Source organism: Thioalkalivibrio sp. XN279 (assembly GCF_011089885.1).
In the GTDB taxonomy this organism is placed as follows: Bacteria; Pseudomonadota; Gammaproteobacteria; order Steroidobacterales; family XN24; genus XN24.
The window spans coordinates 263,099-275,373 of sequence record NZ_JAANBD010000025.1 but is presented as its reverse complement, the minus strand read 5'-3'; the positions used below and the strand labels follow the sequence as shown (position 1 = coordinate 275,373).

Genomic DNA, 12,275 nt, shown 5'->3' with positions numbered 1-12,275 from the left:
GTTCCTCGGGTGAACGAACGAGTTGTGACAGTGAATGAGACCTCCATGGATGCCGCGCTGCCTGTCGATCCCACCGGGATCAACGCCGTAGCGTGGGCCGAAGGCAGGCTTGACCTGCTGGACCAGCGGCGCCTGCCGCAGGATGTGCGCCGCGTCGTCTGCGAAGACGTTGACGCGGTGATTCTCTGCATCCGCGACATGGTGGTGCGCGGCGCTCCGGCGATCGGGGTGAGCGCGGCCTACGGCGCCGTGCTCGCGGCGCGCGAACGCCTGCGGCGGGACGGCACGAACTGGCGCGCCGGGTTCCAACAGGATCTGGAGCGGCTGCGCCAGGCCCGCCCGACCGCCGTCAACCTCGGATGGGCCGTCGACCGCATGCTCGCCACCGCGGCGCGCGCAGGTGACGCGCCTGAAGCCGAGCTCCTCGCCGAGGCGCGCCGGATTCACGCACAAGACATCGCCATGAACCAGGCCATGGCGCGCTTCGGCGCCGACCTGGTCACCGAGCCCGGCACCGTCATCACGCACTGCAATGCCGGCGCCCTCGCCACCGGTGGCCTGGGCACGGCGCTGGGCGTAATCCGCGAAGCTTTCCGGCGCGGCCGCGTGACCCGCGTCTGGGTAGACGAGACCCGGCCCTGGCTGCAGGGCGCGCGTCTCACTGCGTGGGAACTGGCGCGCGAGGGGATCCCGGCCACCGTCATCACCGACTCGGCGGCGGCGCAACTGATGCGTCGAGATCCACCCACTTGGGCGATCGTGGGCGCGGACCGGGTGGCGGCCAACGGCGACGTGGTGAACAAGATCGGGACTTATTCGCTCGCGGTCGCGGCGCGACACCACGGCGTCCGCTTCATGGTGGTCGCCCCCAGCTCGACCCTCGATGCCGCGACGCCGGACGGCGACGCCGTACCCATCGAGCAGCGTGACCCCGAGGAGCTGTGGCGCGCTGCCGGCGGCAGGCCCGAGGGCGCCGCGGCTGCGAACCCGTCGTTCGACGTGACCCCGGCGGGCCTGGTCGATGCGCTGGTGACGGAGAAGGGCGTGGCGGCACCCCCGGGGCCCGATTCCGTGGCGCGCCTGCTGGCCAGCTGAGGCGCGCCGCGGCCCGGTCGGACCGGGTCCCCTGTGGTAACATGACCAGCTTGTAACAAGCCCCTATGACGCGCTGCAGCAGTGGCGCGCTGGGGTAGTTCAAGTTATTGAAAGGTAACGGCCGGCCACTCCATGACAGAAGTCGCGAAAGAGATTCTCCAGGTCAACCTGGAAGACGAGATGAAGCAGTCCTACCTGGATTACGCCATGAGCGTGATCGTGGGGCGAGCGCTGCCCGACGTGAGGGACGGACTGAAGCCGGTGCACCGTCGCGTGCTCTACGCCATGCGCGAGCTCGGTAACGACTGGAACAAGCCTTACAAGAAGTCTGCGCGCGTCGTCGGCGACGTCATCGGCAAGTACCATCCGCACGGCGACACGGCCGTCTACGACACCATCGTCCGCATGGCGCAGCCCTTCTCCATGCGCTACGTGCTGGTGGACGGGCAGGGCAACTTCGGCTCGGTCGACGGTGATTCCCCCGCGGCCATGCGCTACACCGAGGTGCGCATGGCGAAGCTCGCGCACGAGCTGCTGGCCGACATCGACAAGGAAACGGTCGACCTCGTCCCCAACTACGACGAGTCCGAACACGAGCCGTCGGTGCTGCCGACGCGCGTGCCGAACCTGCTGGTGAACGGCTCGGCCGGCATTGCAGTGGGCATGGCAACCAATATTCCGCCACACAACCTTGGCGAGATCATCAACGCCTGCGTGGCGCTGATCGACGCGCCCGGGCTGAGCATCGACGAGCTGATGGCGCACGTGCCGGGCCCGGACTTCCCGACCGCGGGCCTGATCAACGGCGCTTCCGGCATCGTCGAGGCCTACCGCACCGGCCGCGGCCGGGTCTATATCCGGGCCCGCAGCCATTACGAGGACCTGCGTGACGGGGCCCGGCAGGCCATCATCATCACCGAGCTGCCCTACCAGGTGAACAAGGCGCGGCTGGTGGAGAAAATCGCCGAGCTGGTGCGCGAGAAGAAACTCGAGGGCATCAGCGAGCTGCGGGACGAGTCCGACAAGGACGGCCTGCGCGTCGTCATCGAGCTCAAGCGCGGCGAGAACGCGGACGTGGTGCTGAACAACCTCTACAAGCACACGCCGCTGCAGACGGTGTTCGGCATCAACATGGTGGCGCTGGTCGACGGCCAGCCGAAGCTCCTCACACTCAAGGAAATGCTCGAGGCCTTCCTCCGGCATCGCCGCGAGGTCGTCACCCGCCGTACCATTTTCGAGCTGCGCAAGGCGCGTGAACGCGCCCACGTCCTCGAAGGCCTGGCGGTGGCCCTGGCGAACATCGACGAGGTCATCGCCCTGATCAAGGCATCGCCGTCGCCGGCCGAGGCCCGTGCGGCGCTTACGGCCCGCGGCTGGGCACCCGGGGTGGTGACGGGGATGCTGGAGCGGGCCGGAGCGGAAGCCACGCGGCCCGCCGGGCTGGATGCAGGCATCGGCCTGGTGGATGGCGCCTACCAGCTGTCAGACGCCCAGGCCCAGGCCATCCTCGACCTGCGCCTGCACCGGCTCACAGGCCTGGAGCAGGACAAAATAATCAAGGAATACGAAGAGATAATTGAGAAAATTCAAGAGTTTTCTCTGATTCTCGAAAGTCCCGACCGGCTGTCTGAAGTCATTCGCGAGGAGCTCCAGGCAGTGCGCGAGGAGTACGGCGACGGGCGTCGCACCGAAATCCTGCACACCCACCTCGACCTCTCGATGGAAGACCTCATCAGCGAGGAGGACGTGATCGTCACGCTGTCGCACGGGGGCTATGCCAAGGCGCAGCCGGTGGCCGACTACCAGGCCCAGCGTCGCGGCGGGCGCGGCAAGAGCGCGACCAAGATCAAGGAAGAAGACTTCGTCGACAAGCTCTTCATCGCCAACACCCACGACTGGCTGCTGTGCTTCTCGAGTCGCGGCAAGGTCTACTGGCTGAAGGTCTATGAACTGCCGCTCGCCGGGCGCGGCTCCCGCGGCAAGCCCATCGTGAACCTGCTGCCGCTGGAAGCGGACGAACGCATCAACGCCGTGCTCCCGGTACGCGAGTTCATCGAGGGGCCGTACGTATTCATGGCCACCAGCCGAGGCACGGTCAAGAAGACGCCGCTGATCGCATTCTCGCGCCCGCGGCGCGACGGCATCATCGCCATCGACCTGCGCGAGGACGACTACCTGATCGACGTCGGCATCACCGACGGGCGCCAGGAGATCATGCTGTGTGCATCGAACGGCAAGGGCATCCGCTTCCGCGAGGCCGATGTGCGGGCCATGGGACGCACCGCAGCCGGTGTGCGCGGCATCCGCCTGGCCGAGGACCAGCGCGTGATCGCCCTGATCATCGCCGACGAAGGCCAGCTCCTGCTCGCCACCGAGAATGGTTACGGCAAGCTGACGCGTATTCCGGACTTTCCGCTGCGCGGCCGCGGCGGCCAGGGTGTCATTGCCATCCAGACCAGCGAGCGCAACGGCGAGATGGTCGGGGCGCTGCTGGTGCAGCCCGACGACCAGGTGATGATGATTTCCAGCACCGGCGTGCTGGTGCGCACCGCGGTGGAAGGCATTCCCGTCCTGTCCCGCAATACACAGGGCGTGCGGCTGATCAAGCTGGACGAGGGCGGACGGCTGGTCGGCATGGGCCGTGTGGCCGCCGAGCAGGGCGACGATGCGGATGACGGCGACGAGGCCGGCGACGCAGGCTGAGGACGCAGCCGCGGATTGCCGGCAAACCATTCCTGAGCTCAGAGGGAGCACCACAATGGATCGGGTTTACAACTTCAGCGCGGGACCGGCGGCGATTCCCCTGCCGGTGCTGGAACGGGCACGCGAGGAAATGACCAGCTGGGGCGGCTCAGGCATGTCCGTCATGGAACTGTCCCATCGCGGCAAGGAGTTCATGTCCATCGCCGAGCGGGCCGAGGCGGACCTGCGTCGCCTGCTGGACATCCCCGCGGGCTATCGCGTGCTGTTCCTGCAGGGCGGTGCCAGCGCCCAGTTCGGCGCGGTGCCGTTCAACCTGGCCGGCCCTGCGGACAAGGCCGACTACGTCGTCACGGGCTCCTGGTCCAAGAAGGCGCTGGCCGAGGGCCGCCGTTTTCTCGCCGCCAACGTCGCAGCCGACTCGGCGGACAACAAGCACACCGAGATCCCGGATCCCGCCGGCTGGAACCTGAGCCAGGATGCAGCCTACCTCCACTACACGCCGAACGAGACGATCGGCGGCGTGGAGTTTCATTTCATTCCCGAAACGCCCGCCCCACTGGTGGCGGACATGTCCTCGACGCTGCTGTCGCGGCCGCTGGACGTCAGTCGCTTCGGCCTGATCTACGCCGGCGCACAGAAGAATATCGGGCCCGCCGGCCTCGCCATCATCATCGTGCGCGAAGACCTGGTGGGTCGGGCCCGCGAAGGCACGCCGGTGATGATGGATTACCACCAGCAGGCGGAAGCGGGCTCGATGCTGAATACGCCGCCGACCTGGGGCTGGTATATCGCCGGACTGGTATTCCAGTGGTTGCTCGAGCAGGGCGGGCTGGCGGCCATGGAGGAGCGCAATCGCCGCAAGGCGGAGACGCTGTACGCGGCCATCGACGGCTCCGACTTCTACGCCAACCCGGTGGCGAAGCACTGCCGCTCGTGGATGAACGTGCCGTTCACGCTCGCCGACCCGGCGCTGGACGCGCGCTTCCTGGAGCAGGCGAAAGCGGCCGGCTTGATGACTTTGAAGGGGCACCGCTCAGTCGGCGGCATGCGCGCCAGCATCTACAACGCCATGCCCCAGGAGGGCGTCGATGCGCTGGTCGCCTTCATGCAGGAGTTCGAGCGGAGTTGCGGTTAACCCCGGTGTTGCATTGCCGCATGAATCTGCCACTATCGGGCGGATGATGCCCCGCCGACGGAGATCGCCATGACGTTCAAGGTTCTCACCCTAAACAACATCGCACTTGCGGGCCTCGAGCGGCTGCCGCGGGACCGCTACGAGGTAGCCTCGGAAATCGGCCACCCGGACGCGGTGCTGGTGCGCTCGGCGGACATGCACAAGACCGATATCCCGGCCAGCGTCAAGGCGATCGGCCGCGCCGGCGCGGGCGTCAACAACATCCCCGTGGCGGACATGAGCAAGCGCGGGGTTCCCGTGTTCAACGCGCCGGGCGCGAACGCCAACGCGGTGAAAGAGCTGGTCATCGGCGGCATGCTGCTGGCGGCGCGCAACCTGTGCGAGGCGTGGGATTACGTGCGCACCCTGGAGGGCGACGAAGAAGAACTCCACCGCGCGGTAGAAAGCGGCAAGAAGCGCTTCGTCGGCATGGAGCTGCCCGGACGTACGCTCGGCGTGGTCGGCCTCGGCGCCATCGGTGTCGAGGTCGCGAACGCCGCGCTGGCCCTCGGCATGCAGGTGGTGGGATTCGATCCCAAGATCACGGTGGAGCGCGCCTGGCAGCTCGACTCCGGCGTGCGGCAGGCGGTCAGCCTCGACGACCTGTTCAGCCGCGCCCAGATCGTCACCGTCCATGTCCCGCTGGGCGACGCCACCCGCGCCCTGGTCAATGCGGACCGCCTGGCGCTGATGAAGCCGGGCGGTATCGTGCTCAACTTCGCGCGCGGCCCGATCGTGGACGACGCCGCGGTGCTCGCCTCCCTGGACGCCGGCAGGCTGGGGCGATATGTGACCGACTTCCCCGGCACCGCGACCAAGAGCCACCCCAAGGTGATTGCCCTGCCGCACCTCGGCGCCTCCACCCGCGAGGCGGAGGAGAATTGCGCCATCATGGTGGCGCAGAACCTGCGCGACTTCCTCGAAAACGGCAACATCCGCCACTCCGTGAACTTTCCCGAGGCGTTGCTGCCGCGCATGGAAGGCAACACGCGCATCGCCATCGCCAACGCCAACGTGCCCAACATGGTCGGCCAGATCTCCACCGCGCTGGCCTCGGGCGGGCTGAACATCTCAGACCTGCTGAACAAGTCGCGCGGCGAGCTGGCCTACACGCTGGTCGATGTCGACGGGCCGATCCCGGACGCCATCGTCGAACGCATCGCCAGCATCGAGGGCGTGCTCTCCATGCGGGTGATCCCGGACGCAGCGTGAGGCGTCCATGAGCGAGGCGGGCAGCAAGGAGCGGCTGGCCGAGATCCGGCGCCAGATCGACGCCATCGACCAGCAGCTCCAGGCGTTGATCAGCGAGCGCGCCCGGCTGGCGCTGGAAGTCGGCGCCACCAAGTACCCCGAGCGCATCGCCTTGTCGGAGGGTCCGCGCGACTACTATCGGCCGGAACGCGAGGCCGAGATCCTGCGCCAGGCGGTGGCGCGGAACGAGGGCCCGCTCAAGGACGAGGAGATCGTGCGCCTGTTCCGCGAGATCATGTCGGCTTGCCTGGCGCAGCAGGAGCCGCTGAAGATCGCCTTCCTCGGCCCGGAGGGCACGTTCTCACAGGCCGCCGTCCTCAAGCATTTCGGCCACTCCGTGCGTACGCTCGCCGTGCCGTCGATCGAGGAAGTGTTCCACGACGTCGAGTCGGGCGTCGCGGATTTCGGCGTGGTGCCGGTCGAGAACTCCACGGAAGGCACCGTGAGCACCACCCTCGACATGCTGATGAACACGCCACTGCACATCGGTGGCGAGGTCGAGCTGCGCATACGCCAGCACCTGCTGGGGCGGATGGCGACGCTCGCCGAGGTGCGCAGGATCTATTCCCACCAGCAGTCGCTGGCCCAGTGCCGCGCGTGGCTGGAGCAACGGTTGCCCGGCGTGGAACAGGTCGCGGTGGCTTCGAATGCGGAGGCGGCGCGGCTCGCGGCAGGCGAAGAGGGCGCCGCGGCGATCGCCGGGGATACTGCCGCCGAGGTCTACGGCCTGGGCGTGCTGATGGAGAACATCGAGGACCGGCCCGACAACACGACGCGCTTCGTGGTCGTGGGGCGGGAGATGCCGGGGCCGAGCGGCCGGGACAAGACCTCGTTGCTGCTCTCCTCGCGGCACCAGGCAGGCGCCCTGCAAGGACTGCTGCAACCCCTTTCGAGCCACGGCGTGAGCATGACCCGGATCGAGTCCCGCCCGTCGCGCCGGCGCAAATGGGATTACGTGTTCTTCGTCGATATCGAGGGGCACCGCGCCGATCCTGATGTCGCCGCCGCGCTGGCCGAGCTCGAGCACGCCGCGGCATGGTGCCGTGTGCTCGGCTCCTACCCCGTGGCGATCCTGTAAACTTGCCGCCTCCGCGCAGGAGGTTTCATGACTGACAAGTTTCTCGACCTGGCCGTGGCCGGCATCCAGGGCCTGCATCCGTACCAGCCCGGCAAACCCGTGTCCGAACTCGAGCGCGAGTACGGCATCTCCGATATCGTCAAGCTGGCCTCGAACGAGAACCCCCTGGGCCCCGGCGAGGCCGTCAACGCGGCCATCGCCACTGTGCTGCCCGCGCTGGCCCGCTATCCCGATGCCAATGGTTTCGAGCTCAAGGCGGCGCTGGCCGGCCGCCACGGGCTGCCGCCGGAGTGCATCACCCTGGGCAACGGCTCCAACGACGTGCTGGTGCTGCTGGCGGAGAGCTTTCTCGCGCCCGGACTCGAGGCGGTGTATTCGCGCTACGCCTTCGCCGTGTACGGGCTCGCGGTGCAGGCCACGGGTGCCGAGCACCGTGTTGCCGATGCCCTGCCGGCATCGCATCCGGACCAGCCTCTCGGTCATGACCTCGACGCCATGGCGGCCCTCATCGGGCCCCGCACGCGCGTGGTGTTCATTGCCAATCCGAACAACCCGACCGGCACCTGGGTTGATGCCGTGGCGCTGGAACGCTTCCTCGACGGCGTGCCGGCGCACGTCATCGCCGTGGTGGATGAAGCCTACTTCGAATACGTCGACGTGCCGGGCTATCCGGACGCCAGCCAGTGGCTGCAGCGTTATCCGAACCTGGTGGTGACACGGACCTTCTCCAAGGCTTACGGCCTCGCCGGCCTGCGTATCGGCTACGGACTGAGCGACCCCGGGCTGGCCGGCGTCCTCAACCGCCTGCGCCAGCCGTTCAACAGCAGCCTGGTGGCCCAGGTTGCGGCGCTTGCCGCGCTTGGTGATCACGCCCACCTGGCACGCGGCGTGGCGCTCAATCGCCGGGAGCTGGCACGCGTGTCCGCCGCCTGCAGCGCACTCGGCCTCGGCGTCATCCCCTCGGTCGGCAATTTCATCCTCGTCGACACGGGGACGCAGGCCGCGCCACTGTTCGAGGCCTTGCTGCGTCGTGGCGTCATCGTGCGGCCCGTGGGCAACTACGGCCTGCCGCAACACCTGCGCATCAGTATCGGCACCGAGAGTGAAAACGACCGGCTCATCAAGGCGCTGGGCGAGGTGCTGCAGCAGTGAGCGCCGCCTCCTGGCAGGTCGGCCCGTGCGATGCCCTGCAGGGCTCGGTCCGGGTGCCTGGCGACAAGTCGGTCTCGCACCGCGTCATGCTGCTCGGCGCCATCGGTTCGGCGCCGCTGGAAGCCGAGGGATTCCTGCGCAGCGAGGATTGCCTGGCGACGCGCCGCGCGGTGGAGATGCTGGGCGCCGTGGTCGCAGACCTGCCTGGCGGTGTCGTTCGCGTGACGCCGCCGGAGCGGCTGGCGTCGCCCGCCGCGGCGCTGGATTTCGGCAACTCGGGCACCGGGATCCGCCTCATGATGGGGCTGCTCGCCGGGCGCCAGGTCGCGGCCGTGCTGAGCGGCGACGAGTCGCTGCGACGCCGCCCCATGGAGCGCGTCGCCAGGCCCCTGCGCGACATGGGCGCGCAGATCGAAACCAGCGGGGGATTCCCGCCGGTGACCCTATCGCCGGGCGGCCGTCTTGCGGCGCTCGATTTCGCCATGCCGGTGGCGAGCGCGCAGGTGAAATCCGCCGTCCTGCTCGCCGGGCTGTCGGCTGCGGGGCGCACCGTGGTGCGGCAGCCCGCGGTGACGCGGGACCATACCGAGCGCATGCTCGCAGCGCTTGGATGCCGGGTGGAGCGCGGTGACTGGGGTGCCGCGGTCCACGGGCCGTGCCGTCCTTGCGGCGGGCGGGTCGTGGTGCCGGGCGACTTCTCCTCGGCGGCTTTCTTCATCGTTGCCGGGTTGCTGGCCGCAGGCGACGCGCCGCTGGAGCTGGCGGGCGTCGGCCTCAACCCCACGCGCACCGGCCTGCTGGACATCCTGCGCCTGATGGGCGGCAGGATCGAGCTGCTGGATGAACGCGAGGCCTGCGGCGAGCCCGTGGCAGACCTGAGGGTGTGGCGTAGCGAGCTGAAAGGCATCGACGTGCCGCCTGAGCTGGTACCGCTGGCCATCGACGAGTTTCCCGTGCTGTTCGTCGCCGCGGCGCTGGCCGAGGGCGTGACGCGCGTCAGAGGGGCGGAGGAATTACGTGTGAAGGAATCCGATCGCATCGGGGTCATGGCCCGGGCCCTGCAGGCCACGAATGTCCGCGTGACTGAGCATCCGGACGGGCTCGACGTCCGCGGCGGCCGCCTGGGTAGCGGTACGGTAGACAGCGCCGGCGACCACCGTGTAGCAATGGCTTTCGCCGTAGGGGCGGCGCGGGCGGAAGGCCCGATCCGGATCAACGACGTGGCCAACGTCGCCACCTCTTACCCCGGCTTCGCCGCGGACGCGGCGCGGCTCGGGCTGCCGATCGAGGCTGTGCCGCCGGGGAGGGCGGCATGAGCTCGGCGCCGGTGCTGGCCGTTGACGGCCCGGGGGGTGCGGGCAAGGGCACGCTGTGCCGCGTGGTCGCCGAACGCCTCGGCTGGCACCTGCTCGACAGCGGCGCTCTTTATCGCCTCGTAGCGGCGGCAGCCGCGCGCGCCGGCACGGGTCTCGATGATGAAGCCGGCCTGGCCGGGCTGGCGCGGGACCTCCCGGTGCGCTTCGCCGGGGGCAAGGTGTGGCTCGGCGACGAGGACGTGAGCGAGGAGATTCGCACCGAGGACTGCGGTAACCGGGCCTCCAGGGTGGCCGCATTGCCCGGCGTGAGAACCGCGCTGGTCGGGCTGCAGCGCGAGTTCAGGCGACCGCCCGGGCTGGTCGCCGACGGCCGCGACATGGGCACGGTGATCTTCCCCGATGCCGAGCTCAAGGTGTTCCTCACAGCATCCGCGGAGGAACGTGCCCGGCGCCGCTATAAGCAGTTGAAGGAAAAGGGGTTTGATGTTAACCTTGCCGGTCTTTCGGCGGAGGTTGCGGCCCGGGATCGCCGGGACGCGGAACGCGCCGTGGCGCCTTTGCGCCCGGCGCCTGATGCCGTTGTGGTGGACAGCACGACGCTCGACATCGACGAAGTGGTGGCGTGTGTGCTGGAGGAAATGGCGCGCCGGGGGCTTGCATCCCGGCCATGAGCAACGTCGGTCTCCAGGGACACGGAGGCCTTTATATAGCATGACCAGCGCAGCACGGAGCGAGCGTTGGATTAACTCACAGGTCGGCCCGCGGGCCGTTGGATCAATCAACCATGTCAGAAAGTTTTGCCGAGCTCTTTGAGCAGAGTTTTGCCAGCCAGCAGATTCGTCCGGGCGCCATCCTCAAGGGGACGGTGGTCGAGATCAACGATGACGTCGTCATCGTTTCCGCCGGGCTGAAGTCCGAATCGGTCATCCCGGCCGAGCAGTTCAAGAATGAAAGGGGCGAGTTCGAGGTCGCAGTCGGCGACGAGGTCGAAGTCGCGCTGGATGCCGTCGAGGATGGCTTCGGCGAGACGCGCCTGTCGCGCGACAAGGCCAAGCGCGCCCGCACCTGGACCGTCCTCGAAGAAGCCTTCGAGAAGGAAGAAGTCGTCCAGGGCATGATCACCGGTCGCGTGAAGGGCGGTTTCACCGTCGAACTCGAACTGGTGCGTGCCTTCCTGCCCGGCTCGCTGGTGGACGTGCGCCCGGTGCGCGATCCCAGCTACCTCGAAGGCAAGATGCTCGAGTTCAAGGTCATCAAGCTGGACCGCAAGCGCAACAACGTCGTGGTTTCGCGCCGCGCCGTGGTGGAGGCCGAGCACAGCGTCGAGCGCGAGGAACTGCTGAAGAACCTCACCGAGGGCGCAGTGCTCCCGGGCATCGTGAAGAACCTCACCGACTACGGCGCCTTCGTCGACCTCGGCGGTATCGACGGCCTGCTGCACATCACCGACATGGCCTGGCGCCGCGTCAAGAACCCCTCGGAGGTGGTCAACGTCGGCGACGAGATCCAGGTCAAGGTGCTGAAGTTCGATCGTGAGCGCAACCGCGTCTCCCTCGGCCTGAAGCAGCTCGGCGAAGACCCGTGGCAGGATATCGCGCGCCGCTACCCGGCGGGCTCCCGCCTGTTCGGCCGTGTCACCAACCTGGCCGACTACGGCGCCTTCGTCGAGATCGAGGACGGTGTCGAGGGCCTGGTGCACGTCTCCGAGATGGACTGGACGAACAAGAACGTCAATCCGTCGAAGGTGGTGCAGATCGGTGACGAGATCGAGGTCATGGTGCTGGAGATCGACGAGGAGCGCCGCCGCGTGTCCCTCGGCATCAAGCAGTGCATGCCCAACCCGTGGAACGAGTTCGCTGCGACCTTCAACAAGGGCGACCGCGTCCGCGGCGTGATCAAGTCGATCACCGATTTCGGCATTTTCATCGGCCTGGACGGCGGTATCGACGGCCTGGTCCACCTGTCGGACCTGTCGTGGGAACTGCAGGGCGAGGAAGCCGTGCGCAACTACCGCAAGGGCGAAGAGCTGGAGGCCGTGGTGCTTTCCATCGACCCGGAGCGTGAGCGCATCTCCCTGGGCATCAAGCAGCTCGATCGCGACCCGATGTCGGCCTGGCTGGCCGAGCACCCGAAGGGCAGCATCGTGCGCGGCACGGTGACCGAGGTGGACGCCAAGGGCGCGACGGTGGACGTGGACGGGCTCGAGGCCTACCTGCGTGCTTCCGAGCTGTCGCGCGAGCGCGTCGAGGATGCCCGCGCCGTGCTCAAGCAGGGCGAAGAGATCGAGGCGCGTTTCATCGGCCTGGATCGCAAGAGCCGCCAGATCTCTCTCTCCATCAAGGCCAAGGAAGCCTGGGAAGAGGCCGAGGCGGTGCAGAGCTACAAGAAGTCGGACAGCAGCACGGGCACCAGCCTGGGCGACCTGCTCAAGGAGCAGATCTCCAGCCAGGAAAACTCCTGATTGCTGCGGCAGCGGGCCGCCCTTCGGGGCGGCCCGCGTTTCCGG

The 12,275-nt window shown here is 68.0% G+C and carries 9 protein-coding genes; all 9 read left to right on the top strand.

Annotation, left to right across the window (positions count from 1 at the left end; genetic code table 11):
* The first annotated feature begins 30 nt into the window (after nucleotides 1-30).
* The 9 genes from mtnA to rpsA all read left to right on the top strand — a co-directional run bounded on the left by mtnA (nucleotide 31) and on the right by rpsA (nucleotide 12,230).
* Nucleotides 31-1,095: an S-methyl-5-thioribose-1-phosphate isomerase gene (gene mtnA, locus G8346_RS06020; protein WP_370520547.1), complete on the top strand. Its 1,065-nt coding sequence runs from the start codon at nucleotides 31-33 to the stop codon at nucleotides 1,093-1,095.
* Between the two features lie 132 nt (nucleotides 1,096-1,227).
* Nucleotides 1,228-3,798 (top strand): DNA gyrase subunit A, encoded by a 2,571-nt coding sequence (gyrA, locus tag G8346_RS06015; RefSeq protein WP_166049170.1) that lies wholly within the window; start codon nucleotides 1,228-1,230, stop codon nucleotides 3,796-3,798.
* 55 nt (nucleotides 3,799-3,853) lie between these two features.
* The gene (serC, locus tag G8346_RS06010; protein WP_166049168.1) at nucleotides 3,854-4,933 is read left to right on the top strand and encodes a 3-phosphoserine/phosphohydroxythreonine transaminase; all 1,080 of its coding nucleotides are present in this window, start codon (nucleotides 3,854-3,856) and stop codon (nucleotides 4,931-4,933) included.
* 69 nt (nucleotides 4,934-5,002) lie between these two features.
* Nucleotides 5,003-6,184: a phosphoglycerate dehydrogenase gene (locus G8346_RS06005; RefSeq protein ID WP_166049166.1), complete on the top strand. Its 1,182-nt coding sequence runs from the start codon at nucleotides 5,003-5,005 to the stop codon at nucleotides 6,182-6,184.
* 7 nt (nucleotides 6,185-6,191) lie between these two features.
* Complete coding sequence (gene pheA, locus G8346_RS06000) at nucleotides 6,192-7,301, top strand: prephenate dehydratase (protein WP_166049164.1); 1,110 nt, start codon at nucleotides 6,192-6,194, stop codon at nucleotides 7,299-7,301.
* A 27-nt stretch (nucleotides 7,302-7,328) separates the two neighbouring features.
* Nucleotides 7,329-8,453 (top strand): histidinol-phosphate transaminase, encoded by a 1,125-nt coding sequence (gene hisC, locus G8346_RS05995; protein WP_166049162.1) that lies wholly within the window; start codon nucleotides 7,329-7,331, stop codon nucleotides 8,451-8,453.
* The gene (gene aroA / locus G8346_RS05990; RefSeq protein ID WP_166049160.1) at nucleotides 8,450-9,769 is read left to right on the top strand and encodes a 3-phosphoshikimate 1-carboxyvinyltransferase; all 1,320 of its coding nucleotides are present in this window, start codon (nucleotides 8,450-8,452) and stop codon (nucleotides 9,767-9,769) included. Before hisC ends, aroA begins: the two co-directional genes overlap by 4 nt.
* Entirely contained in the window at nucleotides 9,766-10,440 is a 675-nt protein-coding gene (gene cmk / locus G8346_RS05985) for a (d)CMP kinase (protein WP_166049159.1), read from the top strand. Before aroA ends, cmk begins: the two co-directional genes overlap by 4 nt.
* A 113-nt stretch (nucleotides 10,441-10,553) precedes the next feature.
* Nucleotides 10,554-12,230, top strand: a complete 1,677-nt coding sequence (rpsA, locus tag G8346_RS05980; RefSeq protein WP_166049157.1) for a 30S ribosomal protein S1 — start codon at nucleotides 10,554-10,556, stop codon at nucleotides 12,228-12,230.
* The last annotated feature ends 45 nt before the right edge of the window (nucleotides 12,231-12,275 follow it).